The organism is Pseudomonas monsensis (assembly GCF_014268495.2).
In the GTDB taxonomy this organism is placed as follows: domain Bacteria; phylum Pseudomonadota; class Gammaproteobacteria; order Pseudomonadales; family Pseudomonadaceae; genus Aquipseudomonas; species Aquipseudomonas monsensis.
In genome coordinates this window covers 2,165,135-2,189,652 of the sequence record NZ_CP077087.1, presented here as the reverse complement: position 1 = coordinate 2,189,652, position 24,518 = coordinate 2,165,135, and the positions used below count along the sequence as shown (strand labels likewise).

The following is a 24,518-nucleotide window of genomic DNA, read 5'->3' as shown; positions in this document are numbered from 1 at the left end:
CCTGTGACACTGGAACAGAACTACACCGCGATTCTCGGCCAACTGGGCGAGGACGTGTCCCGCGAGGGCCTGCTCGACACGCCAAAGCGTGCCGCCAAAGCCATGCAGTACCTCTGCCGCGGTTATGAACAGACGCTCGAAGAGGTCACCAACGGTGCCCTGTTCAGCTCCGACAATAGCGAAATGGTGCTGGTCAAGGACATCGAGCTGTACTCGTTGTGCGAACACCACCTGCTGCCGTTCATCGGCAAGGCCCACGTCGCGTACATCCCGAGCGGCAAAGTGCTGGGCCTGTCGAAGGTCGCGCGAATCGTCGACATGTACGCCCGCCGCCTGCAGATCCAGGAAAACCTCAGCCGCCAGATCGCCGATGCGGTGATGCAAGTCACCGGCGCGCTGGGCGTTGCCGTGGTGATCGAGGCCAAGCACATGTGCATGATGATGCGCGGTGTCGAGAAGCAGAATTCGTCGATGATCACTTCGGTGATGCTCGGCGAGTTCCGTGAAAACGCGGCGACCCGCAGCGAGTTCCTCAGCCTGATCAAGTAATCGGCGACACAAAAAAACCGGCGTTGATCGCCGGTTTTTTTCGTCCGTGAAAAATCGGGTAAGCTGCGCGCCTTTCTCCTATTTACACCGTGAGGCTTTCAACGTGTTCGTAAAAGCGCTTCGTGTCGGCCTTGGCCAACTGATCATCTTCATCGACTTCATCACCCGTCCAGGCAAGAAACAGCGCCCGGCCGAAACTCAGGCCCAGGTCAACGTTGCTGCAAAAGGCCTGACCCTGTATCAGTTCCACGCCTGCCCGTTCTGCGTGAAGACCCGCCGCACCCTGCGTCGCCTGAATGTACCGGTGGCGCTGAAGGATGCGAAGAACAACGCGCAGGATCGCCAGACGCTGCTGGACCAAGGCGGCAAGATCAAGGTGCCGTGCCTGCGCATTGAAGAAAATGGGCAGACCACATGGATGTATGAATCCAAAGTGATCATTGATTATCTGGACAAGCGTTTCGCTGCAGTCTGATGGATTTGTGCCGGGGCTGATGGCCTGCTCGCGAAGAGGCCCGACCCGTCACCATAAAGTCCAGACAAAAATAAACCGGCCCTCAAGCCGGTTTATTTGTTTTTCACGCCGCTTTGTCTATCTGCGCCTGCCGCACCACCGCCGCCAACCGCTTCAGTCCTTCATCCAGCCGCGCCGGATCGATGTGGCTGAAATTCAGCCGCAGATGCCCAAGATTTTTATCGGGATCGGGAAAGAACGGTTCGCCCGGCATGAACGCCACGTCGTTGGCCAGCGCCTCGTTGAGCAAGGTGCGCGTATCCAGCGGTTGCTTGAGCGTCAGCCAGAAAAACAACCCGCCCTGCGGCATGTTCCAGTCCGCCAGGTCGGAAAAATGCGTTTCCAGCGCTGACTGAAAAGCATCGCGGCGCTGCCGATAGAAGCCGCGCAACTCACTCAAGTGCTGCTGATATTTCTCACTGCCAATCCACTGCAGCGCCTGCCATTGACCGATGCGATTGGTGTGCAGATCCGCCGATTGTTTGAGTTTGAGCAGGTGCGGGAACAGGTCCGGGCTGGCGATCAGGTAGCCGACGCGCAACCCCGGCAGCAGGGTTTTCGAGACGGTCCCGGTGTAGATCCAGCTGGCTTTTTGCAAACGTCCGGCAATCGGTTTGGCGCTGCCGCCATCGAAGGTCAGTTCACGATAGGGTTCGTCTTCAATCAGGGTCACGCCGAACTCATCGAGCAATGCCGCGACGGCGGCGCGTTTGGCTTCGCTGTAGCGCACGGCGGACGGGTTCTGGAAGGTCGGAATCAGATAGATGAATGCGGGCTGATGCTGTTCAAGGCGACTGCGCAACTGCACGAGATTCGGGCCATCGGATTCTTGCGCCACGGTCAGGCAATCGGCGCCGAATAACTGGAAGATCTGCAACGCCGCCAGGTAAGTCGGCGCTTCCAGCAGAATTTCGGTGCCTTTGTCGATGTAGAGCTTGGCGGCCAGATCCAGGGTTTGCTGGGAACCGCTGACCACCAGCACCTGACTCGCCTCACACGCCAGGCCGAGCGCCCTCGCCTCTGCCGCCAACGCCTCGCGCAACGCCGGCTCGCCTTCGCTCATGCCGTATTGGCCGAGCGACAGCGGCATGTCATCCCATTCGACCTTCGGCAGCATGGCTTCAGCCGGGAGGCCACCGGCGAACGACATCATTTCCGGACGCTGGGCGGCGGCGAGGATTTCGCGGATCAGAGAACTTTTAAGGCGCGAGACACGTTCGGAAAAAGCCATGGTGGTCACCGGTAGCAAGGCAGGGAAAAAATGAGTCAAACTGGTTGACTGAAATTACGACAGCTTGAGCGAGTACGTCAATATGCTTGACCTTAAAAATCCAGCTAGCCAGCAACAAGCGATGGAAGCGTTTTTCTTCGGCTATCAGGCCTTCACCGCCAAGGCCGATGAAATGCTCGAGCGTCGCGGCCTGTCGCGGGTGCATCAGCGCATCGTGTTTTTCATCGCGCGCTACCCGAATCTCAGTGTGAAGGAATTACTGGGATTGCTTGGAGTGAGTAAACAGGCGCTGAACATGCCGTTGCGTCAGTTGCAGGAAATGCATTTGGTGGACAGCGTGGCGTCCGAGACCGACAAGCGGAAACGTCTGCTGGCGTTGACCGCTGAAGGCGCCAGGTTCGAGCAGGCGTTGCGGCGTGAACAGGTGAAACTGCTCGAGCGGGTGTTTGCCGAGGCTGGGGAGGCGGCGGTGAATGGATGGTTGGCGGTGAATATGGCCCTCGGGAACACTCAGTCACATCTTGATTGACTGAACCGGCCGCATCGCTGGCAAGCCAGCTCCCACAAAGACAATGGCGTCCGCAGATAGGGAGAAACCCGCAAATCCTCTGGGAGCTGGCTTGCCAGCGATGGGGCACTTGAGGGCGATATATCCCTATCGCCTGATCTTTCGTAAACAAAACCAAAAACAATATTTGCTTTATTTGTACACAAAAGCATAATCCACAGCGTGCGAGTTCCTGACCGCATGGTCAACAAATTCGCGTATGCCTCAAAGGGCCGCTGCCACCCCTCATGGGTCCGGCCCTGGAAATAACAATAAAACTCTTGAGGAGTACTCGCTGTGGAAAGCCGCAAATCCGAAGCATCGACGTTGGAACTCTCACCGCCCTTACGCACCGGCGTGCTGGAGCGCATCTTCAAACTCAGCTTGCACGGCACCACGGTGAAGACCGAACTGATTGCCGGTCTGACAACCTTCATCACCATGGCTTACATCATCTTCGTCAACCCGAACATCATGGCCGATGCCGGGATTGATCACGGTGCCGCGTTCGTCGCCACCTGCATCGCCGCCGCGTTGGGCTGCCTGCTGATGGGCCTGTACGCCAACTGGCCGGTGGGTCTGGCCCCGGGCATGGGCCTCAATGCGTTCTTCACCTACACCGTGGTCGGCACCATGGGCTACAACTGGGAAACCGCGCTGGGTGCGGTGTTCGTCTCCGGGGTGCTGTTCATGATCCTGACCTTCTCGCGCATTCGCGAGTGGCTGCTCAACAGCATTCCAGTCAGCCTGCGCTTTGCGATGGGTGCCGGTGTCGGTCTGTTCCTCGGGCTGATCGGCCTGAAAACCGCAGGCATCGTCGTCGATAGCCCGGCCACTCTGATCAAGCTCGGCTCCCTGCGTGAACCCGGCCCGCTGCTGGCGGCGATCTGCTTCCTGATGATCGCGATCCTCAGCTACCACAAAGTCTTCGGCGCGATCCTCATCAGTATCATCACCGTGACCCTGGCCGGTTGGGGCTTGGGCATCGTGCACTACGAAGGAATCATGTCGACCCCGCCAAGCCTGGCGCCGACCTTCATGGCGATGAACGTTGCCGGCGTGTTCAACGTCAGCATGATCAGCGTGGTCCTGGCTTTCCTGTTTGTGCACATGTTCGACACCGCTGGCACCCTGATGGGCGTTGCCCAGCGCGCCAATCTGGTCAACGCTGACGGCCGCATCGAAAACCTCTCCCGCGCAATGAAAGCCGACAGTGCCTCCAGCGTGTTCGGCGCCGTGGTCGGTGTTCCTCCGGTGACAAGTTACGTGGAAAGCGCTGCCGGTGTAGCCGCTGGTGGTCGGACTGGTCTTACCGCCGTCACCGTAGGTGTGCTATTTATAGCGGCAATGTTTTTCGCACCGCTGGCCGGCATGATTCCCGCTTACGCCACCGCCGGCGCCTTGATCTACGTTGCGATGCTGATGATGGGTGGCATGGCCCACATCGAGTGGGACGAAGCCACCGATGCCATCCCGGCGATCGTCACCGCGATCATGATGCCGCTGACCTTCTCGGTCGCCGACGGCATCGCGCTGGGTTTCATCACCTACGTGGCGTTGAAGGCCGGTACCGGCAAGTACAAGGAGATTTCCGTCAGCCTGTGGGTGCTCTGCGCGATCTTCATCGCCAAGTTCATTTTCTTGTAAGCGTCACGCGGTTCACGTTTCAAATCAGCCTCACCCCACCGGGTGGGGCTTTTGCACATTCTTGAGTACAACAAAAAAGGAGCAAAGTGATGAGTCTGGAAACCTGGCTGCTGTTCAGCGGCGCTGCGCTGGTGGTGATCCTGATTCCGGGACCCCTGTCATTGCTGATGATCAGCAACAGTCTGAATTTCGGTTTGCGCCGTTCTTACCCGGCCTTTCTCGGCGGGGTCACCGCGTCGATCTTCCTGCTCAGCGCTTCGGCATTGGGCCTCGGCGCCCTGCTGCTGGCGTCGGAACAGCTGTTCAGTGCGCTGAAAATCGTTGGCGCCCTGTACCTGTTCTATCTCGCCTGGCAGAGCTGGCAGCAATCGCGCCAGCCCTCGGTCGGCGCCGAAGTGCCACAAGCGGCGCCTGTGCCGCGGTTTCGCGCATTGTTCGGGCGCGCATTCGTGCTCGGCGCAAGCAACCCGAAAGACATCCTGTTCTTCGCCGCCTTCCTGCCGCAGTTCCTCAGTGCCGAGCAACCGTTCCTGCCCCAGTTGCTGATCATGATCGCCACCTGGACCTTGCTGGATCTGCTTTGCAAACTGGCGTACGGCCTGGGTGCCCATGGCGCCGCGCGTTACCTGCGCAGCGGCAAAGGACAAAGCTGGTTCAACCGGATCAGCGCCGGACTGTTCGGCGGTGCCGGCACAGCCTCTTTGCTCAGCAGCCACTGACCGGTTGATATCCAGACAAGCCATCCCGACCGACGGGATGGCTTTTTTGTTTCTGCGACCCCCCTCCATCCGGGCACTTGAAACACCCCGGTCGCCGCCACGTGCGCAATACATCGCAACAACCCGCCGATGTACATCAGCTCGAAAATCCCGCCACCATAACCTCGCTTCATTCACACCCATTTGCCAGAACAAGGATGTTCACAATGGCCGCTCTTATCCAGGATGCCTCGATACAAGTTGACGCTGTGGTCGTCACCGACATGGGCTTTCACGCCAACGCACGCACAGCTTCGACCCTCGACCTGAACCGTGTCCCCCAGTCGCAGGCAGGTACAAAGAACAAAAACCGCATCAGGCAATTGCATGTGGTCGACGATTTATTCGGTCCGCTGCACATCGGCTCAGCCTCAGTCACGCGCGCGTATCTTCACGCCCTGGGTGCGACGATTGACGGGCTGCCACTGAATGGCAGAAACACCCTCTTTCGAATTCCCGGACGCGCCTTCATCAACGCGTTGCAATTCAGTCCAGCCAAAATCGAAGCGCAGATAAAGTCCGCCACGGCGCTGAACAGTGACCGACTGTCGACCCTGCTGTTCGAGATCGCCAGCCAGCGCCCGCTCAGTGCACCGCTCATGATCAGGGAAGGCCGCGCCACCCGTCTCGATCGGGAGGGCCATTACCGCAAGCTCGCAAAACTTCTGGATTGCGCACAAAAACTGGACCTCAGCCACGCCCGCTTACCCCGGCACACGCCACGCTGGGTGGCGCGGGCCAAGACCTTTGGCGCCTTGGGTTCCAGTGTCGGCGTTCAGTCGTTCGGCATTTTCATGGGGCTGCGCGGTTTGGTCTCGGCGATAAAACTCAATGATCGCGCCGAGATCGCAATCAACACGGCCGGTCTGCTTTCAGAGGCTGGCTCCATCGCCGCCGACATCACCATCACCCAGATCGCGACGCAAATGATGAAGGCCGGACAAGCCGGTTACCGCGACTTCGCCAGAACCCGATTCGCCCTCCGGCTGAGCCGCTCCGGTGGTCTGATCGGCGGCGCGCTGACCCTGCCGTTCGATATCTACACGGCGGTCAGGGCGTTCAATTCGGCCAGCAACGCAACCGGGAAAGCGGCCATGGATCACTATGTGGAAGCCGGATTGAGCATCACCAGCGCTGCCATGACCGTGATCCTCGGTGCTGCGGCGATGGCCGGTTTTTCGTTTGCCGGTCCCGTGGGCCTCGCCGCCGGCCTGATGCTGGCGGTCGGCTCGCAGATTTATGGGGCGGTACGGCTGGTGGATGACATTGATGACTACATCGAACTCAGCGACGAGGAGCGTTGGCGTACCGGCTGGTTCACCTTCTGCTTCATGAGTCCCGACGCAGAGGTCCAGGATCGCTACACCCTCGCCAAAGCGCGGGTCGAACACGCCAGGCAACTGAAGGCCACGGCCAGAAGACTGCTCGATGGCGAACTCAAGGACAGTACCGAAGCCATCGTCAACGGTGCCTGGGACGTGGAGTTGAAACCGACCCGGGTGTGGACGCGTAACTGGTGGACCAAACAGGACGCCTGGGAAACCGTCAACGTTCCACAGATCAAGGACGGAGACGACACCCTCGACGCTCGCGCAGGCGTCACCGACAAGACGCCCGGCGCCGAACTGGGTACGGCGGGACAGCACAAGGGTGTCCTGTGGTTCATCGGTGACGGCCGGGATTCGATACAGGGCGTCGAAAAGAAGTCGAACGCCTTCCATTACAAGGCGGGTGTCAAAGACCTCACAGGCGGTGAAAAGGATGACCGCTTTGTCTTCGAGGGCGCCGCCAATCAGCTCAAGGACACCAGCGCGATAACCGCACCTTCGATACTGAAGGGCGGTGCAGGTGAAGACACGTTGTCACTGGGCGGCGCTCACCCGATACGCGCCAGAGGCGAAGCCGGCTACAGCGTCCATTTATCGGCGGGGACATTGCACACGATGAACCCGGACCCCGCTGACCCAGGCCGCAGAAAACGCGTTTTGCACAGTCGCCTGGACAGTATCGAAAACGTGGATACCGTGCCGTTCGGCGCAAGCCACGTCATCGGCTCCGACCAACGCAACATCATCAAGGCCCGCGGCAAGGATTCGATCAACGCAGGTGCCGGAAACGATCAGATCCATCTGTTGCACAAAGAGGTCGCGGCAAACGGCGGCGCTGGCACGGATGAGTATTTCATCGCCCATGAGGCGGCTCGCGTGTGCATCACGGAAGACGGGGAGGAGGAAAGTTTCATCGTCCTTAACTGGCGAATGGACCTGATCAAAAGCTGGTTCATCAAACGCAGTACGCTGGTGATCACCTCTGGCTTCGATTTTCATGATCAGGCCAAAAGCGTGGTCTTCATTCACGACGTCTACCGGAAAGTCGATAAGCAGTGGCGCTTGAAGAACAACAAACTGATCTTCATCACCCGAGATGGCTACCATCTGACCCCTGAGCTGCCGGAGACCGCCAGCGACGACACGTTCGTCGAAATCGAAATGGTCATTACCAAACCGGGCCAACCCGAGCGGCCGATTATTCTCTATGACGCCGAATGCATCATTCAACACCAGAACGACGCACGCTATTACCTCCCCAGAGTGCAGCAACACATTGCTTTCTATTCGGTAGAGCGCGCCAATGCGGTGACAAAACTCTATCTGGATTACTCCAGCAGCGAATTGACCAAAGCCGAAGCGAACTTCCTTGCAACACTCTCGGAAAAAGAGGTTCCTGACGTGATTGTCGGGTGCGACCTGACCTACCACTTCGGTCAGAACACACTGACCTTGAAGAGGTTCTCCCATGCTCGTGGTGGTCAGGACCCCATGAATGTCATCAAGATTCTGCGCACCATGGCCATTCGCAACCAGGCCAGATACGTGCTGATTTTCAACGACGGTGTCGCCCTCAACCCCCAACTCACCCCGGAAACCGACGCGGCACCGGTCAATGCGCACTATAAAGTGCATGCCCACACGCACTGGACTACGCCCATGTCGTTGCCGCTGGAGTGGCGATCCGCGCGGTTTGCCTTTGAATTGCCCGCCAACGAAGCCCATCACCTCGGCGCAAGAGACGCTTGCGCCAAACTCACCTCTTACCCTGAACAAACGGCCATGGAGCATCTGGTGGGACAAGGTTCTACCTACCTTGTCCACCTTGCCGCCGATACCACCCTCAAAATCAAAACCCCTGGCGCCCTGGCCAGCGCTCCTGTCAGGCTCCCCTTCGCTTCCACCTGGGAGTTCGATGCAACCGCCTTGGGAAATGCCCGGATAACCCTGCAAGACAATCAGCTGCGGATAGGCACGTGTACGGTTCATCTGCCGGAATATGAAAGCGATGACCTGATTGATCAGGTGCGGGTCATATCAGCCAATGGCCTCGTTCACACGATCGACCTTTCCTTCGACAGGGTGTATGTCGAGGGGCTCGATGCAAGATTCTTTGCAGTCCCGGATTCGGCAGTGCCCTTGCCCGAAGGGTTAAGCGCGGTGGCCGACAAACAACTCAAGGTCAGAAACATCGCGCCGCTCGATAACAGCGCCGGAACGCTGACCTACAGCTTCCCCTTGCAGGGCTGGTTGCTCGACTCCGCCCCTATCGAATACTCACAGTTAAAAATCACCCACCGCTGCAGCCATCAACTGCCCGCCAGGCCCGTGTCCCCCATCAATGTGCCCGCGGCATAACGCGTCCACCTCGCCGGTACGCCGGCGAGGTCCCGGAACCTGCGTAACCCCTCGCATCATTTGAATTCCGCGCAAGACACATATACCGCACGGCACCTCGCCTTTCTGCCGAACATCAACATTGCGCAAGCCACACAGGGCTACCGCGCTTTTTACAACTGCACATGATCAGAGAAAAAATGAATGGCCAAACCACCAAAATCCATTGCCGGTGTGCGCCCGCACGATGCGCCCCCGCTGCAGCGGACGGCGCTCGAACCTTCCTCGAGCCGTCATCTAAACGCCGCAGGCTCCGACGCGATGATGCCGGGTCGCGATCCACTGCCGGGGCCCTCTTCCAGTGCGTCGGCGAGTCATATCGCGCCTTCGTCTTCGGTCACTGTCAGCACAATGCCTGACCCGATCGCTGCCATGCTGGAAAGCAACCTCAGAGCCATTTCCTTGCCGGCGGAGCAGGCTGACCGGTTGCGACCTTCTGCAACCGTTGACGGGCTCTACTCAGACCCGCTGGGGCAACGCTATGCTCGCCTGGAAGACGGCGTTTATTACCGGGCTGAATTGAAGGCCAATGGCGATGTCGAGATCCCCTGGCCCTCTGCGCCGGGCGTGTCGGCGCCGCTGTTGCGAAAGATCGAGGGGCAGCCACGCTGGCGCCTGGAAGCGGACTGGTACTCGCACCCGCCCGTCACTGCAACCTGGATCGCGTCTATCCCTGACTCCGCCCAGGCACATCCCCCGGTGTTCCTCGCTCCCCAGTTGAGCGCGCAGCTGACCAGTGCGCACGACACACTGGCCGGCGTGCGCTACGACAAACGCAAGAAAACCTATGTCGATATGGCGGAAGGAACGGTCATGGTCGCCAGGAACAGTGAAGGACACTTCCAGCAGACCTTCGCCAGCGAGCTGACACCTTCCGGATTCCTCGTGGAGCCAGTCCCCGGGACGACGCTTTGGCGACGCAAACCGCAAGGTGTTGCAGGCCGCCAAGAGCCCTCGTCGACAACAACCCGTCGCCTCAGCCGTGTCCCGGATGAACGTCAGTCAGGCACGGGCAAACGCCAGCGACGGGTTGAAACAGACGATATCCACCTTGCGTCTACGCCCCTTGCCAACGCTGACTGGCATTCGTGGGGACATGCCACAAAACCGCAATTGGGCGATTCCATCGAAATCGACGGCAGCCACTATGCGATTGTCGACCAGAACGGCCACCGCAGTGACGCGCGGGTGTTTATCAAGCATCCGCAATTTTCCGCCAGCGATTTCAACGCCTTCGAACAGACACTGGGCAACACACCGCACCTGCAACCTCGGAGCGCAGTGAAACACAAAGGCCCCGGGGCAGACGGTCCGATCGACACCTGGCGCGTCGACGACGGCCTGCCGTTCAGACAAACCCTGGCCCGATACGTCAGCGATACGTTTCCCTATATCTGCGACCACTCGGCCAGCAGGATCGCCCATGCCATGTTCAATCGAGCCAATCACGCCGAAGCGCTCAATGGTTACGGGCTTAACGATCTGTCTGAAACCTTCCGGCATTGGGCGCAGAGGTCGACAAACCTGTCCGAGCAAAAGGCCAGCCGCCCGGATCTGGTCGATCCGTTGATGTTACTGCCCGCGCTTGCCAGAACCGGCGAGCGCTACATCCCCAAACCCTCCGTCTCCGGCGAGGGGCTTCAGCGGATCGACTTCGATCTCCAGCGCATTCCCCCGCAATGGCGCACCATCGGTGACTCGTATCACATCAGCGAACTGCGGGCGCTGTTCGAGCAGGTGCTGAGGCATCAGGGCTACCACGTCTCCCCTTCATTCCGGGCGGCACCGGCGCAACGGGATGCGCTGATAATTCAGCGTCAAGGCGTCGATCAGGTATTCATCATGCTGTTCCCGACCTTGATGCAGGGCCATTACCTGGAGTTCGCCAGCAGGACCTGGCTGCGCACCCGAGCCTTGACGAACAAACATGATCCCGCCGACAAGACACTGCTGAACAAGGCGCTCGCCGAAAACAACGTTATCTTCCTGATGGGCGACCTGGAACGGGAGCCGCATGGCCAATCGCGTCTTTTTATTTTCCGTCAGCAATAACCGTGCTGCCAGGCTGGAACCAGCGGCCTGGCGAGCCGCACAGCCCACTCATGCAGACGAAAAAAAGCCCGCAGTGTGAGCGGGCGAAAGACCAAAGAAGCTATATGCGCAGTCGCTTCCCGGTGGGGGCAGCTGCTTGGGGGTCAGCTGCCCCGGTATGTGGAATAGCTGTATGGCGAAATCAGCAATGGCACGTGGTAGTGATCCTGTTCGGCAGAAATGCCGAAACGCAGCACCACCACGTCCAGAAACGCCGGCTCCGGCAACTGCACGCCACGGGCGCGGTAGTAATCACCGGCGTGGAACTGCACCTGATAGACCCCGGTGCGGTAGTCATCGCCTTGCAGCAGCGGCGCATCGACCCGGCCATCGCTGTTGGTAATCGCACTGGCGACCAATTCCAGATGCGAACCTTCAACGCGGTATAGCTCGACCTTGATCGAACTGCCCGGGCAACCGTGTGCAGCGTCCAAAACGTGTGTTGTCAAACGTCCCATTGATTCTGCGCGCCTGCCTGCGTGGAAGCAGTCAGACTTCGCGCCTCCCGAAGTCAGTTGAAAAGGAGACCGCACCGATTCGGAGCACGAAACGCTGCGGCGAGCGATTGATTAAGACACTTTTAATAAAAATTGTACACAATAAAAACGACATTTTTCACTTCACCCCCGCCATTCGGGCGTTTACCTCTTATTGGCTGCTTAAGCGCCTGTCTATTGAACCTGCGATCCATTAGCTGACTGATCAGGCAGGTTTCTTGCAGGCTCACGCCCTTAACAGCAAAAGATGACAGTCGGTGAAAAATGCGAAAATTCAGGCTTACAAATTGCGAATAAAGTTGTATACAATCAGCCCATCGCTGTGACGCCAGCCTGCTTACTCACCGCCAGGCCGCCACACCCTCTGTCAACGAACAAGAAGGAAGACTGCAGTGAGCGCTGACTACCCACGCGACCTGATCGGTTACGGCAGTAACCCTCCTCACCCCCACTGGCCGGGCAATGCCCGCATCGCCCTGTCGTTCGTGCTCAATTACGAAGAAGGCGGCGAGCGCAACATCCTGCACGGCGACAAAGAATCCGAAGCGTTCCTCTCCGAGATGGTTGCCGCCCAGCCGCTGCAGGGCGCGCGCAACATGAGCATGGAATCGCTTTACGAGTATGGCAGCCGCGCCGGTGTCTGGCGGATCCTCAAACTGTTCAAGGAATTCGACATTCCGCTGACCATCTTCGCCGTGGCCATGGCCGCCCAGCGTCACCCGGACGTGATCCGTGCGATGGTCGAAGCCGGTCACGAGATCTGCAGCCACGGCTACCGCTGGATCGACTACCAGTACATGGACGAGGCGCAGGAACGCGAGCACATGCTCGAAGCAATCCGTATCCTCACCGAACTCACCGGCGAGCGCCCACTGGGCTGGTACACCGGTCGCACCGGCCCGAACACCCGTCGCCTGGTGATGGAAGAAGGCGGTTTCCTCTACGACTGCGACACCTACGACGACGACCTGCCCTACTGGGAACCGAACAACCCGACCGGCAAGCCGCACCTGGTGATCCCGTACACCCTCGACACCAACGACATGCGCTTCACCCAGGTGCAGGGTTTCAACAAGGGCGACGATTTCTTCGAATACCTCAAAGACGCATTCGACGTGCTCTACGCCGAGGGCGCTGAAGCGCCGAAGATGCTTTCGATCGGTCTGCACTGCCGCCTGATCGGTCGTCCGGCGCGCCTGGCGTCGCTCAAGCGCTTCATCGAATACGCCAAAAGTCATGAACAGGTGTGGTTCAGCCGTCGCGTCGACATCGCACGCCACTGGCACGCAACCCACCCGTACCAAGGGGCCGCCAAATGAGCCGCTTTCAAACCCTGCAACCGTCGAGCCTGAGCCGCGACGCCTTCGTCAACGCCTTCGCCGACATCTACGAACATTCGCCATGGGTGGCCGAGAAGGCCTACGACCTGGGCGCGGACGCTTCGATCGACGAGATCGAAACCCTGCACCAGCGCATGAGCGACATCCTGTTGAGCGCCGATCACGCCAGCCAGCTTGCGCTGATCAACGCTCACCCGGACCTGGCCGGCAAAGCTGCCGTCCAGGGCCAGCTTACCGCGGCCAGTACTGAAGAACAGTCTGGCGCGGGGATTCACCAATGCACGGCCGAAGAGTTCCAGCGCTTCACCGAGCTGAACGACGCCTACAAGGCCAAGTTCAAGTTTCCCTTCATCATGGCGGTAAAAGGCAGCAACCGGCATCAGATCCTCGCGGCGTTCGAAACGCGCATTCACAACTCGGTCGACACCGAGTTCAAATGCGCGCTGGCGGAGATCAACAAGATTGCCCTGTTCCGTTTACTGACCCTATAGCGAGCCTGACCCGAGTACATCAAACGCGGAGAGTACCCAGGGTCTTGCAAGCATCCCCAGCCACTTATTTAAAGGCAGACAAGAAGAATGAAAGCTTACGCCGTACCTTTCGAGAAGTTCGTCAACCTGGCCGATGCCCGTCTGGGCACCAAAATCATCTCGGTCACCGATGACTGGTTCGCAGACGCCAATCGTCTGTTTCAGCCGACCCCGGCCGTGTGGAAGGAGGGTGTGTTCGACGACAACGGCAAGTGGATGGACGGCTGGGAATCGCGCCGCAAGCGCTTCGAAGGCTTCGACAGCGCCGTAATCCGTCTGGGCGTACCGGGCTCGATCAAAGGCGTGGACATCGACACTTCATTCTTCACCGGCAACTTTCCGCCGTCGGCCTCGCTGGAAGCGTGCTTCCTGGCCTCGGGCGAGCCGGACGAAAACACCCAGTGGACTGAAGTGCTGTCGGCCGTCGAGCTGCAGGGCAACAGCCACCACTACCACGAAATCAGCAACGACAAAGCCTTCAGCCACCTGCGCTTCAACATCTACCCGGATGGCGGTGTGGCCCGTCTGCGCGTGTACGGCATTCCGTTCCGCGACTGGTCGGCGGTTGGCGACAACGAGCAGGTTGACCTGGCTGCAGCCCTGAACGGTGGCCGCGCCCTCGCCTGCTCCGACGAACACTTCGGCCGCATGAGCAACATCCTCAACCCGGGCCGCGGCATCAACATGGGCGACGGCTGGGAAACCGCACGTCGTCGTACTCCGGGCAATGACTGGGTGATCGTCGCACTGGGCCACCCGGGCGAGATCGAAAAAATCATCGTCGACACCCTTCACTTCAAGGGCAACTACCCGGACACCTGCTCGATCCAGGGCGCGTTCGTGAAAGGCGGTACTGACAGCCAGATCGAAACCCAGTCGCTGTTCTGGCGTGAACTGCTGCCGAGCCAGAAGCTGGAAATGCACGCCGAACACACCTTCGTCGAGCAGATCAAGGCACTGGGTCCGATCACCCACATCCGCCTGAACGTGTTCCCGGATGGTGGTGTGAGTCGCCTGCGTGTATTGGGCAAGGTCGCTAAATAAGCAGTGAGGCCATTCGCGAGCAAGCTCGCTCCCACATTTGGAATGCATTCCCCTGTGGGAGCGAGCTTGCTCGCGAAGGCGTCGGTACAGTCAACACAGAATTTTGGATAAGAAGAACAGCATGCGCACACTGACGATTGAACCGCTGACCAAAGAAGCCTTCGCCCCCTTCGGTGACGTGATCGAAACCGACGGCAGCGATCACTTCATGATCAACAACGGTTCGACCATGCGCTTCCATAAACTGGCGACGGTCGAAACCGCTACGCCTGAGGACAACGCGATCATCAGCATTTTCCGCGCCGACGCGCAGGACATGCCGCTGACCGTTTGCATGCTGGAACGCCATCCGCTGGGCAGCCAGGCTTTCATTCCGCTGCTCGGCAACCCCTTTCTGATCGTGGTCGCGCCAGTTGGCGATGAACCTGTATCAGGCTTGGTCCGCGCCTTCGTCACCAACGGCAGGCAGGGCATTAATTACCATCGCGGCGTCTGGCACCACCCGGTGCTGACGATCGAAAAGCGGGATGACTTCCTGGTGGTTGATCGCAGTGGCACAGGCAACAACTGCGATGAGCATTTTTTCAAAGAGGATGAGCGTTTGATCCTCGCCCCCCACCAATAAGAGAAGGTCTGATCACCCGACAACAAGGGTGACAGGCGAGAGGTAAAGACTGTGGAAGCACATCTGTTGGAATGGCTGAACCTGAGCGTGCGCTGGGTTCACATGATCACTGGCGTGGCCTGGATCGGCGCGTCGTTCTACTTCGTCTGGCTGGAGAACAACCTCAACCGCGTCAACCCGAAAACCGGTCTGGCCGGTGACCTGTGGGCGATCCACGGTGGCGGTATCTATCACCTGGAAAAATACAAACTGGCCCCACCGTCGATGCCGGAGAACCTGCACTGGTTCAAATGGGAAGCCTACTTCACCTGGATGTCGGGGATCGCGCTGCTGTGCGTGGTGTTCTACTCCAACCCGACGCTCTACCTGCTGGCTCCGGGCAGCACACTGAGCGGCCCTGAAGGCGTGGCCATCGGTATCGGCTCGCTGTTCCTCGGCTGGTTCATCTACTCCTTCCTGTGCGACTCGGCACTGGGCAAACGCCCTGCTCTGCTCGGCTTCATTCTGTTCGTGCTGATCATCGGCGCGGCGTATGGCTTCAGCAAAGTGTTCAGCGGTCGTGGTGCGTACCTGCACGTCGGCGCGATCATCGGCACCATCATGGTCGGTAACGTGTTCCGCATCATCATGCCGGCGCAACGTGCACTGGTTGCCGCGATTGCCGAGAACCGCACGCCGGATCCGGCGCTGCCAGCCAAGGGTCTGTTGCGTTCGCGTCACAACAACTACTTCACCCTGCCGGTGCTGTTCATCATGATCAGCAACCACTTCCCGAGCACTTACGGCAGCCAGTACAACTGGTTGATCCTCGCCGGGATCGCGGTGTTGGCGGTGTTGGTACGTCACTACTTCAACACTCGTCATGACAGCCACAAGTTTGCCTGGACCTTGCCTGTGGCAGCGGTGGGCATGATCAGTCTGGCGTACGTCACCGGCCCGATGCCAATGTCGACCGCGCCGGAAGTGGCCAAGGCACCAGCCAAAATCGAGTACCAACCGCTGCCGGAAACGGCACTGGGCGGCGGCGCCAAACCGGCTGAAGCGGCGGCACCTGCTGCACCCGCAGCCCCTGCCGCACCGGCGCAAGCCTCCAACGCGGGTCCGGCCTTCGACAAAGTGCACAACGTGATTCAAGAACGTTGCGCGGTCTGCCATTCGGCCAAACCGACCAGCCCGTTGTTCAGCGCGGCGCCCGCCGGGGTGATGTTCGACACCCCCGAGCAGATCCGCCAGAACGCGGCACGCATCCAGGCGCAAGCCATCACCACGCAGATCATGCCACTGGGCAACATCACGCAGATGACCCAGCAGGAACGTGACCTGATCGGTGCATGGATCGCCCAGGGAGCGCAGACCAACTAAGCAGTAAAAGCATCGCTGGCAAGCCGGCTCCCACAGGGTTTTGCACTGCCTGTGTGGGAGCTGGCTTGCCAGCGAGTGGCCGCAACGCGGTTGACCTGATGCAAAGAAACAGCTGTGAGCAACCCGGCAGCTGTTCAATCACAAGAATAAAAAGATCCGAGGTGTTGCATGTCCGAGCTGTCCAAAGCGCGCATCCCCGACGCACCCGCCATTCAGCGTTTGCCCCTTTTGCAACTGATCCTGGTCGGTTTGCAACATGTTCTGCTGATGTACGGTGGTGCCATCGCGGTGCCGCTGATCATCGGACAGGCCGCTGGCCTGAGTCGTGAAGAAATTGCCTTCCTGATCAATGCCGACCTGCTGGTCGCCGGTGTCGCCACCATCGTGCAGTCCTTGGGTATCGGCCCGATGGGCATTCGCATGCCGGTAATGATGGGCGCCAGTTTTGCCGCCGTCGGCAGCATGGTCGCCATGGCCGGCATGCCCGGTATTGGCCTGCAAGGCATCTTCGGTGCAACGATCGCCGCCGGTTTCTTCGGCATGCTCATTGCGCCTTTCATGTCCAAGGTCGTGCGCTTCTTCCCGCCGCTGGTGACCGGCACGGTCATCACCTCGATCGGTTTGTCGCTGTTCCCCGTGGCCGTGAACTGGGCCGGAGGCGGTGCCGCCGCTGCGCAATTCGGTTCACCGATTTACCTGGCCATCGCCGCACTGGTGCTGGCGACCATTCTGCTGATCCACCGTTTCATGCGCGGTTTCTGGGTCAACATTTCCGTGCTGATCGGCATGTGCATCGGCTACGTGCTGTGCGGCGCGCTCGGCATGGTCGATCTGAGCGGCATGGCCAACGCGCCATGGATTCAGTTCGTCACCCCGCTGCATTTCGGCATGCCGAAATTCGAACTCGCGCCAATCCTGTCGATGTGCCTGGTGGTGGTGATCATCTTCGTCGAGTCCACCGGGATGTTTCTGGCGCTGGGCAAGATCACCGGCCAGGAAGTCTGCCCACGGATGCTGCGTCGCGGCCTGCTGTGCGATGCCGGCGCCTCGTTCGTCGCCGGTTTCTTCAACACCTTCACCCACTCCTCGTTCGCGCAGAACATCGGCCTGGTGCAGATGACCGGCGTGCGCTGCCGCTCGGTGACCATCGTTGCCGGCGGCCTGCTGATCGTGTTGAGCCTGCTGCCGAAAGCCGCGTTCCTCGTCGCGTCGATTCCGCCGGCGGTGTTGGGCGGCGCGGCGATCGCGATGTTCGGCATGGTGGCCGCGACCGGAATCAAGATCCTCCAGGAAGCCGACATCGGCGACCGTCGCAACCAACTGCTGGTGGCGGTGAGCATCGGCATGGGCCTGATCCCGGTGGTGCGTCCGGAGTTCTTCGCCCACCTGCCAATGTGGATGAGCCCGATCACCCACAGCGGCATCGCCATGGCCACGCTCAGTGCGCTGACGCTGAACCTGCTGTTCAACATTCTCGGCGGCAAAGAGCGCGCGGCGATCAACGACTGCCACGCACACCAGCACTAACGAAATAACCCTGTGGGAGCGAGCTTGCTCGCGAAAGCGGTGCGTCATTCAACAGTGATGGCGACTGACACGCCCTCTTCGCGAGCAAGCTCGCTCCCACAGGGGGCAAGCAACAGCTCTGCGCCTCAAACAATAAAAACAAGAGGGAGCACCAGATGATTCGCACGCAAACCAACGTTCTGTTGAGTGGCGGCCTGCTGGCCGCGAGTCAGGCCATGGCCGGCGATTTACTGCTGTGGCAAACCAACAGCCTGAGCTATCTGTATGGCAAGAACTTCGCGATCAACCCGTCGATCCAGCAGACGGTGACGTTCGAACATGCTGACAAGTGGAAGTACGGCGACAACTTCCTGTTCGTCGACAAAATCTTCTACAACGGCCAGGAAGACCGCAACAAAGGCCCGCATACCTTCTACGGCGAATTCACCCCGCGTTTCTCGTTCGGCAAGATCTTCGACCGCAAGCTCGAATTCGGCCCGATCAAGGACGTGCTGCTGGCGATGACCTACGAGTACGGCGAAGGCGAGAGCGAGGCCTACCTGATCGGCCCCGGTTTCGACCTCAAGGTGCCGGGCTTCAACTACGTGACCCTGAACATCTTCCGCCGCCAGACCGAAGGCCCGCGCCCCGGCGACGGCGTCTGGCAGATCACCCCCGGCTGGTCCTACAGCTTTCCCCTGGGCAATTCCGATGTGCTGATCGACGGCTATCTGGACTGGGTGGTCGACAACGACGAGAACTCGCGCGGCACCTACCACGCCAACCTGCACATCAATCCGCAGATCAAGTACGACCTGGGCAAGGCCTTGGGCTGGAGTCAGAAGCAGCTGTATGTCGGTACCGAATACAGCTATTGGAAGAATAAATACGGCATTGAAAGCAGCCACAACTTCGACACCAACCAGAACACCGCCAGCCTGCTGGTGAAGGTGCACTTTTAAGATGGCCCGCAACCGTGCCCCATACCTGTCGTCGGTGCTCTGTTGCGGGGCACTTGAGAGCTGGCCGAGGAGTCAGTATTCTCCGCGGCCTCTTGAATTCGGTCTAAAAAAAAGCCCGGATTTAATTCCTGACCAGCGGGCCAACTTATCCCGGCCCCGGTCAGTACCGAGGCATCCCGAAAACACGCTCAATCGACTGTTTTTCAGCAGCCGATCGGGCGTTTTTTTGCTTTTCGAACGCCTTGGCTCAGCTCTTGCTAACAGCATCAAAGCTGACCGGTCGGATGACTTTTACATCAATGAAAAAAGGTGCCACACCAGAGCGCCGATCTTAAAAAAAATAAACGTAGAACCTACTTTGGGAGCAACCGAATGAAACGTATGTGCACCAGCCTGATGCTCGCGGGATCGATGTTGGCCGGCGGCCAGGCCATGGCCGACGGCCTGCTGCAATGGCAGAACAACAGCCTGACCTACCTCTACGGCAAAGACTTCAAGGTCAACCCGGCGATCCAGCAGACCGTTACCTTCGAGCACGCCGATGGCTGGAAGTATGGGGACAACTTCCTGTTCGTCGACAAGATCTTCTACAACGGCAAGCCGGACGGCGGCGTCGGCAACAACACGTACTACGGCGAGTTCAGCCCGCGCCTGTCGCTCGGCAAGATCCTCGACCAGAAGATCGAGTTCGGCCCGATCAAGGACGTGTTGCTGGCGATGACCTATGAGTTCGGTGAGGGCGATGTCGAGTCTTACCTGATCGGCCCAGGCTTCGACCTGGCGATCCCGGGTTTCGACTACTTCCAGTTGAACTTCTACCAGCGTCACACCGAAGGTTCGCGCCCGGGTGACAACGTCTGGCAGATTACGCCGGTGTGGTCCTACACCATCCCGGTCGGCGACTCGAATATTCTGATCGATGGTTTCATGGACTGGGTGGTCGACAACGACGTCAACAGCAAGGGCGAATACCACGCCAACCTGCACTTCAACCCACAGATCAAATACGACCTGGGCAAGGCGCTGAATTTCGGCGAGAAGCAGCTCTACGTCGGTGTTGAATACGACTACTGGAAAGACAAGTACGGGATCGACGACACCCGTGCATTCACCACCAATCAGAACGTGACCAGCTTCCTGGTGAAGTTCCACTTCTGATGCAGGTGTAGTTGGCGTCTGTGAGGACGCCATCGCTGGCAAGCCAGCTCCCACAGAGTTTTGTGTCGCACACAATTATTGTGTTCACCCAGAAACCTGTGGGAGCTGGCTTGCCAGCGATTTGCTTCACACAAATCTCAGACTGAAACCACCGACCGGGATATCCCCAAAAACCGGCACAACTCCTCACGCTTGGCCAACGCATCCCTTCGCCCCAGATCAATCAGCTCGCTGCAATACCCCGCCTCGAACAGCAGATAACTCAACACCCCTGCCCCACTGGTCTTGGTCGCCCCCGGTCCGCGCAAGAACAGGCGCAACGCCGCCGGCAATTCCTGACGATGCCGCGCCGCGATCTCATCAATCGGCTGACTCGGCGAAATCACCAGCACCTCCACCGGCGCCACGCCCAGCGTACGGGTCGGCGTGCCTTCGGGCATCAAATGGCTGAACTGGTTGAGACGCTGCAGCAGTTCGATATCGCTCTCCAGACTGTCAATAAACGTGCTGTTGAGCATGTGCCCGCCGATCTGTGCCAGCGTCGGCTGTTGCCCGGTGTAGGCGCGCTCCAGCGGCTGCTGCGGATCGAAACCGCGCGGGTTGCCACTGACGCCCACCACCAGCACCCGGCTCGCGCCCAGATGCAGTGCCGGGCTGATCGGCGCGGACTGGCGCACCGCGCCATCACCAAAATATTCATCGCCGAGTTTGACCGGCGCGAACAACAACGGAATCGCCGAACTGGCAAGCAGATGCTCCACCGTCAGTTGGGTCGGCACGCCAATACGCCGATGCCGCAGCCAGGCGTCGATCTTGCCGCCGCCCTGATAGAACGTCACGGCTTGCCCCGACTCGTAGCCGAACGCCGTCACCGCCACCGCATGCAACTGCTTGCGCGCGATGGATTCGGCGATACCGGGCATGTGCAGTTTTTCTTCGAGTAAATCGCGCAAGGGCGAACTGTTGAGCAGCGCCACCGGCAATTGTCGACCGAGGCCGAGCAGGCTGTGGCTGACAAAACGACTGGCCTGATGAATGACGCCGGGCCAGTCACTGCGCAGCACACGATGACTGCGAAAGCCTTGCCAGAACAAAGTGAGGCGTTCGATGGCGGCGCGAAAGTCAGTGGCACCGCTGGCCAGACTGACGGCGTTGATCGCCCCGGCCGAGGTGCCGACGATCACCGGAAACGGATTGTCCGCGCCCGACGGCAGCAACTCGGCAATCGCTGCCAGCACGCCCACCTGATACGCCGCCCGAGCCCCGCCGCCGGAAAGAATCAAACCTGTAACCGGTTCAGCTGGGCTCATCGCAACACTCCGGGGTGCTTGAAGGGATGGGGGCAATCAACCGCGTTTGGCGTACAGCTTCGGCTCGCCGGGCGGGCGGCTCTTGAAGCGGCGATGTGCCCACAGGTATTGCTCGGGACAGGCTCGCAGGGCACTTTCCACCCACTGGTTGATGCGGATGCAATCGGCTTCTTCGGTCTCGCCGGGAAAGTCTTCCAGCGGCGGATGAATCACCAAGCGGTAACCGCTGCCATCGGCCAGACGTTCCTGAGTGAACGGCACGACCAGCGCCTTGCCCAGACGGGCAAATTTCGTCGTCGCAGTAACGGTCGCCGCCTGAATGCCGAACAGCGGCACGAAGATGCTTTGCTTGGCGCCGTAGTCCTGGTCCGGTGCGTACCAGATTGCCCGTCCCGAGCGCAGCAGCTTGAGCATGCCACGCACATCGTCGCGCTCCACGGCCAGCGAATCGAGATTGTGCCGCTCGCGACCACGACGCTGAACGAAGTCGAACAATGGATTCTTGTGTTCGCGGTACATGCCGTCGATGGTGTGTTGCTGGCCGAGCAGCGCAGCACCGATTTCCAGCGTGGTGAAGTGCGCCGCCATCAGGATCACGCCCTTGCCTTCGCGCTGGGCCTTCTGCAGATGCTCAAGGCCTTCAACGTGGGCCAGTTTGGCCAGGCGCTCGCGCGACCACCACCAGCTCATCGCCATTTCAAAAAAAGCGATGCCGGTGGATGCGAAGTTTTCCTTGAGCAGGCGTTTGCGCTCGGCGGCGGATTTTTCCGGGAAGCACAGCTCAAGATTGCGCTTGGCGATGCGCCGCCGGTCGCCGGCCACGCGATACATCAAGGCGCCCAAAACTCGACCGATGGTCAGCAACACCGGATAAGGCAGCTGCACGATCAGCCACAAAAGCCCCAGACCGCACCAGAGCGGCCAGAAGCGTGGAGAAAGAAATGTTTTTCGAAAACGCGGGCGATCCATTAAAGCTTCCGTAAATACAGTGGCCGCGCATTCTACATCGTTCGACCCGGCTTGCGGCCTGCGGGCGTTCTCGTTATAAGTCTCGGCACTTTTAGTGACAAGCCGTTGTATGCCGACATGAGCCAAACCGAACCGTTAGACCAAGATCCCGTATTCCAGCTCAAGGGCAGCATGCTGGCCATTACTGTGCTGGAACTGGCCCGTAACGACCTCGAAAGCCTCGATCGGCAATTGGCCGCCAAAGTCGCCCAGGCGCCGAATTTCTTCAGCAATGCGCCGCTGGTTCTGGCGCTGGACAAACTGCCGCCGAGCGAAGGCGCGGTCGATCTGCCGGGGCTGATGCGCGTTTGCCGTCAGCACGGCCTGCGCACCCTGGCGATCCGCGCCAGCCGTATCGAAGACATTGCCGCGGCCATCGCCATCGACATCCCCGTACTGCCGCCGTCCGGTGCCCGTGAACGGCCGCTGGAAACCCCGGAAGCGGAAGTCAAAAAGAAGCCGGAAAAACCGCCAGAGCCGACCATCAAACCGACCCGCGTCATCACCACGCCAGTACGTGGTGGCCAACAGATATACGCCCAGGGTGGCGATCTGGTGGTGGTGTCGTCGGTCAGTCCGGGGGCGGAACTTCTCGCCGATGGCAACATCCATGTATACGGCCCGATGCGTGGCCGTGCGCTGGCCGGCGTCAAGGGCGATACCAAGGCACGGATTTTCTGTCAGCAATTGAGCGCTGAACTGATCTCCATCGCAGGCCATTACAAGGTTTCCGAGGATTTGCGTCGTGATCCGATGTGGGGCTCGGGCGTACAGGTCAGCCTGTCGGGCGACGTGTTGAACATCATTCGGCTTTAACGGATACTGCCGCATTTTCCAAGCATCTCTAAAACGTAGCGAAAACGGCTCAAACGAAGTAGGAAAAAGGCCAAAAGCCGAATTCCAGCCAAGGCTGTCCGACTGCAGTAGTTTTCAAGAGATGTTTTTCAGGGGCTAAAAAGTCCTTCTTCCTTAGGGGTGAAACACCTTGGCCAAGATTCTCGTGGTTACATCCGGCAAGGGTGGTGTGGGTAAGACCACCACCAGCGCCGCTATCGGTACCGGCCTCGCTCTGCGCGGCCACAAAACAGTGATCGTCGACTTCGACGTGGGCCTGCGTAACCTTGACCTGATCATGGGTTGCGAACGCCGCGTGGTGTATGACTTCGTCAACGTGGTCAACGGCGAAGCCAACCTGCAACAGGCGCTGATCAAAGACAAGCGTCTGGAAAATCTTTACGTGCTGGCCGCCAGCCAGACCCGCGACAAAGACGCGCTGACCGTCGAAGGCGTGGAAAAAGTCCTGATGGAGCTCAAGGAGCAATTCGAGTTCGTCGTCTGCGACTCCCCGGCGGGCATCGAGAAAGGCGCACACCTGGCCATGTACTTCGCTGACGAAGCGATCGTCGTGACCAACCCGGAAGTGTCCTCGGTACGTGACTCGGACCGCATGCTCGGCCTGCTGGCGAGCAAATCGCGCCGCGCCGAACGTGGCGAAGACCCGATCAAGGAACACCTGCTGATCACCCGCTACCACCCGGAGCGTGTTGAAAAAGGCGAGATGCTGGGCGTTGAAGACGTCAAGGAAATCCTCTCGGTAACCCTGCTCGGCGTGATCCCGGAGTCCCAAGCGGTGCTCAAGGCATCCAACCAGGGCGTACCGGTGATCCTCGACGACCAGAGCGATGCTGGCCAGGCTTATAGCGATACCGTCGACCGCCTGCTGGGCAAAGACAAAGCACACCGGTTCCTCGATGTCGAGAAGAAGGGATTCTTCGAGCGCCTGTTTGGAGGTAGGTAATGAACCTTTTTGACTTCTTTCGTGCCAACAAAAAGCCAAGTACCGCCTCGGTAGCGAAAGAGCGTCTACAGATCATCGTGGCGCATGAGCGCGGCCAGCGCAGCACGCCGGATTACCTGCCAGCCTTGCAGAAGGAACTGGTCGACGTGATCCGCAAGTACGTCAACATCGGCAACGACGACGTACATGTTGCACTGGAAAGCCAGGGCAGTTGCTCGATTCTGGAACTCAACATCACCCTGCCTGATCGCTGAGTCGATCCGGCAGGAACGACGGCGGTTCAGGGCCATTCCCATGCGGGAATGGCCCTGAACCG

The 24,518-nt window shown here is 59.5% G+C and carries 22 protein-coding genes; 18 read left to right on the top strand and 4 right to left on the bottom strand.

The window, feature by feature from the left end; translation table 11 throughout:
• Positions 1–3: 3 nt before the first annotated feature.
• Both folE and HV782_RS09600 read left to right on the top strand, forming a co-directional pair.
• Positions 4–549 carry a GTP cyclohydrolase I FolE gene (gene folE, locus HV782_RS09605; RefSeq protein ID WP_019826593.1) on the top strand — a complete coding sequence of 182 codons (546 nt, stop codon included), beginning with the start codon at positions 4–6 and terminating at the stop codon, positions 547–549.
• Between the two features lie 103 nt (positions 550–652).
• Positions 653–1,024 carry a glutathione S-transferase N-terminal domain-containing protein gene (locus tag HV782_RS09600; protein WP_123467388.1) on the top strand — a complete coding sequence of 124 codons (372 nt, stop codon included), beginning with the start codon at positions 653–655 and terminating at the stop codon, positions 1,022–1,024.
• Between the two features lie 103 nt (positions 1,025–1,127).
• Here the strand turns inward: HV782_RS09600 and HV782_RS09595 are convergent, their stop codons facing one another.
• Positions 1,128–2,294: an aminotransferase-like domain-containing protein gene (locus HV782_RS09595; protein WP_186747538.1), complete on the bottom strand. Its 1,167-nt coding sequence runs from the start codon at positions 2,292–2,294 to the stop codon at positions 1,128–1,130.
• 82 nt (positions 2,295–2,376) lie between these two features.
• Between HV782_RS09595 and HV782_RS09590 the strand changes: the two genes are divergently transcribed.
• The 5 genes from HV782_RS09590 to HV782_RS09570 all read left to right on the top strand — a co-directional run bounded on the left by HV782_RS09590 (position 2,377) and on the right by HV782_RS09570 (position 11,023).
• Positions 2,377–2,823, top strand: a complete 447-nt coding sequence (locus tag HV782_RS09590; RefSeq protein WP_128616531.1) for a MarR family winged helix-turn-helix transcriptional regulator — start codon at positions 2,377–2,379, stop codon at positions 2,821–2,823.
• A gap of 315 nt (positions 2,824–3,138) precedes the next feature.
• Positions 3,139–4,488 carry an NCS2 family permease gene (locus tag HV782_RS09585; protein WP_027613339.1) on the top strand — a complete coding sequence of 450 codons (1,350 nt, stop codon included), beginning with the start codon at positions 3,139–3,141 and terminating at the stop codon, positions 4,486–4,488.
• An 89-nt stretch (positions 4,489–4,577) separates the two neighbouring features.
• Entirely contained in the window at positions 4,578–5,207 is a 630-nt protein-coding gene (locus HV782_RS09580) for a LysE family translocator (protein ID WP_186747536.1), read from the top strand.
• A gap of 206 nt (positions 5,208–5,413) precedes the next feature.
• Complete coding sequence (locus HV782_RS09575; RefSeq protein ID WP_186747534.1) at positions 5,414–8,932, top strand: calcium-binding protein; 3,519 nt, start codon at positions 5,414–5,416, stop codon at positions 8,930–8,932.
• Positions 8,933–9,115: 183 nt separating this feature from the next.
• On the top strand, positions 9,116–11,023 hold the full coding sequence (locus HV782_RS09570; RefSeq protein WP_186747531.1) for a hypothetical protein: 1,908 nt from the start codon (positions 9,116–9,118) through the stop codon (positions 11,021–11,023).
• Positions 11,024–11,166: 143 nt separating this feature from the next.
• Here the strand turns inward: HV782_RS09570 and uraH are convergent, their stop codons facing one another.
• Entirely contained in the window at positions 11,167–11,520 is a 354-nt protein-coding gene (gene uraH, locus HV782_RS09565; protein ID WP_003223171.1) for a hydroxyisourate hydrolase, read from the bottom strand.
• 431 nt (positions 11,521–11,951) lie between these two features.
• Between uraH and puuE the strand changes: the two genes are divergently transcribed.
• From puuE to HV782_RS09525, 8 genes are all read left to right on the top strand, one after another.
• Complete coding sequence (puuE, locus tag HV782_RS09560) at positions 11,952–12,878, top strand: allantoinase PuuE (protein ID WP_003223169.1); 927 nt, start codon at positions 11,952–11,954, stop codon at positions 12,876–12,878.
• On the top strand, positions 12,875–13,390 hold the full coding sequence (gene uraD / locus HV782_RS09555) for a 2-oxo-4-hydroxy-4-carboxy-5-ureidoimidazoline decarboxylase (RefSeq protein WP_186747529.1): 516 nt from the start codon (positions 12,875–12,877) through the stop codon (positions 13,388–13,390). The genes puuE and uraD overlap by 4 nt, the downstream gene beginning before the upstream one ends.
• A gap of 87 nt (positions 13,391–13,477) precedes the next feature.
• On the top strand, positions 13,478–14,473 hold the full coding sequence (gene alc, locus HV782_RS09550) for an allantoicase (protein WP_128616521.1): 996 nt from the start codon (positions 13,478–13,480) through the stop codon (positions 14,471–14,473).
• A 121-nt stretch (positions 14,474–14,594) separates the two neighbouring features.
• Complete coding sequence (locus tag HV782_RS09545; protein ID WP_016773758.1) at positions 14,595–15,098, top strand: ureidoglycolate lyase; 504 nt, start codon at positions 14,595–14,597, stop codon at positions 15,096–15,098.
• 51 nt (positions 15,099–15,149) lie between these two features.
• Entirely contained in the window at positions 15,150–16,460 is a 1,311-nt protein-coding gene (locus HV782_RS09540; RefSeq protein WP_186747527.1) for a urate hydroxylase PuuD, read from the top strand.
• Between the two features lie 168 nt (positions 16,461–16,628).
• Positions 16,629–17,987, top strand: a complete 1,359-nt coding sequence (locus tag HV782_RS09535; RefSeq protein ID WP_186747525.1) for a nucleobase:cation symporter-2 family protein — start codon at positions 16,629–16,631, stop codon at positions 17,985–17,987.
• A 155-nt stretch (positions 17,988–18,142) separates the two neighbouring features.
• Positions 18,143–18,928 (top strand): outer membrane protein OmpK, encoded by a 786-nt coding sequence (locus HV782_RS09530; RefSeq protein WP_186747523.1) that lies wholly within the window; start codon positions 18,143–18,145, stop codon positions 18,926–18,928.
• A gap of 372 nt (positions 18,929–19,300) precedes the next feature.
• Positions 19,301–20,086, top strand: a complete 786-nt coding sequence (locus HV782_RS09525; RefSeq protein ID WP_123467415.1) for an outer membrane protein OmpK — start codon at positions 19,301–19,303, stop codon at positions 20,084–20,086.
• 137 nt (positions 20,087–20,223) lie between these two features.
• Here the strand turns inward: HV782_RS09525 and HV782_RS09520 are convergent, their stop codons facing one another.
• Positions 20,224–21,396, bottom strand: coding sequence for a patatin-like phospholipase family protein (locus HV782_RS09520; protein WP_186747521.1), 1,173 nt, complete (start codon positions 21,394–21,396; stop codon positions 20,224–20,226).
• Between the two features lie 36 nt (positions 21,397–21,432).
• Entirely contained in the window at positions 21,433–22,365 is a 933-nt protein-coding gene (locus HV782_RS09515; RefSeq protein WP_123467419.1) for a lipid A biosynthesis lauroyl acyltransferase, read from the bottom strand.
• Positions 22,366–22,482: 117 nt separating this feature from the next.
• Here HV782_RS09515 and minC point away from each other — a divergent pair, with 117 nt between their 5' ends.
• The 3 genes from minC to minE all read left to right on the top strand — a co-directional run bounded on the left by minC (position 22,483) and on the right by minE (position 24,456).
• On the top strand, positions 22,483–23,220 hold the full coding sequence (gene minC / locus HV782_RS09510) for a septum site-determining protein MinC (RefSeq protein WP_038367080.1): 738 nt from the start codon (positions 22,483–22,485) through the stop codon (positions 23,218–23,220).
• Between the two features lie 169 nt (positions 23,221–23,389).
• Positions 23,390–24,202: a septum site-determining protein MinD gene (gene minD / locus HV782_RS09505; protein ID WP_096822931.1), complete on the top strand. Its 813-nt coding sequence runs from the start codon at positions 23,390–23,392 to the stop codon at positions 24,200–24,202.
• A complete protein-coding gene (gene minE / locus HV782_RS09500; protein WP_003223146.1) occupies positions 24,202–24,456 on the top strand; it encodes a cell division topological specificity factor MinE in 255 nt (84 codons plus the stop codon). The genes minD and minE overlap by 1 nt, the downstream gene beginning before the upstream one ends.
• The last annotated feature ends 62 nt before the right edge of the window (positions 24,457–24,518 follow it).

Coding starts and splice junctions, on each gene's coding strand:
- HV782_RS09595 (WP_186747538.1), bottom strand. CDS start 2,294: ATGGCTTTTTCCGAACGTGTCTCGCGCCTTAAAAGTTCTCTGATCCGC.
- HV782_RS09530 (WP_186747523.1), top strand. CDS start 18,143: ATGATTCGCACGCAAACCAACGTTCTGTTGAGTGGCGGCCTGCTGGCC.
- HV782_RS09580 (WP_186747536.1), top strand. CDS start 4,578: ATGAGTCTGGAAACCTGGCTGCTGTTCAGCGGCGCTGCGCTGGTGGTG.
- HV782_RS09515 (WP_123467419.1), bottom strand. CDS start 22,365: ATGGATCGCCCGCGTTTTCGAAAAACATTTCTTTCTCCACGCTTCTGG.
- HV782_RS09575 (WP_186747534.1), top strand. CDS start 5,414: ATGGCCGCTCTTATCCAGGATGCCTCGATACAAGTTGACGCTGTGGTC.
- HV782_RS09525 (WP_123467415.1), top strand. CDS start 19,301: ATGAAACGTATGTGCACCAGCCTGATGCTCGCGGGATCGATGTTGGCC.
- HV782_RS09570 (WP_186747531.1), top strand. CDS start 9,116: ATGGCCAAACCACCAAAATCCATTGCCGGTGTGCGCCCGCACGATGCG.
- minC (WP_038367080.1), top strand. CDS start 22,483: ATGAGCCAAACCGAACCGTTAGACCAAGATCCCGTATTCCAGCTCAAG.
- HV782_RS09520 (WP_186747521.1), bottom strand. CDS start 21,396: ATGAGCCCAGCTGAACCGGTTACAGGTTTGATTCTTTCCGGCGGCGGG.
- HV782_RS09590 (WP_128616531.1), top strand. CDS start 2,377: ATGCTTGACCTTAAAAATCCAGCTAGCCAGCAACAAGCGATGGAAGCG.
- alc (WP_128616521.1), top strand. CDS start 13,478: ATGAAAGCTTACGCCGTACCTTTCGAGAAGTTCGTCAACCTGGCCGAT.
- uraH (WP_003223171.1), bottom strand. CDS start 11,520: ATGGGACGTTTGACAACACACGTTTTGGACGCTGCACACGGTTGCCCG.
- HV782_RS09535 (WP_186747525.1), top strand. CDS start 16,629: ATGTCCGAGCTGTCCAAAGCGCGCATCCCCGACGCACCCGCCATTCAG.
- HV782_RS09545 (WP_016773758.1), top strand. CDS start 14,595: ATGCGCACACTGACGATTGAACCGCTGACCAAAGAAGCCTTCGCCCCC.
- uraD (WP_186747529.1), top strand. CDS start 12,875: ATGAGCCGCTTTCAAACCCTGCAACCGTCGAGCCTGAGCCGCGACGCC.
- minE (WP_003223146.1), top strand. CDS start 24,202: ATGAACCTTTTTGACTTCTTTCGTGCCAACAAAAAGCCAAGTACCGCC.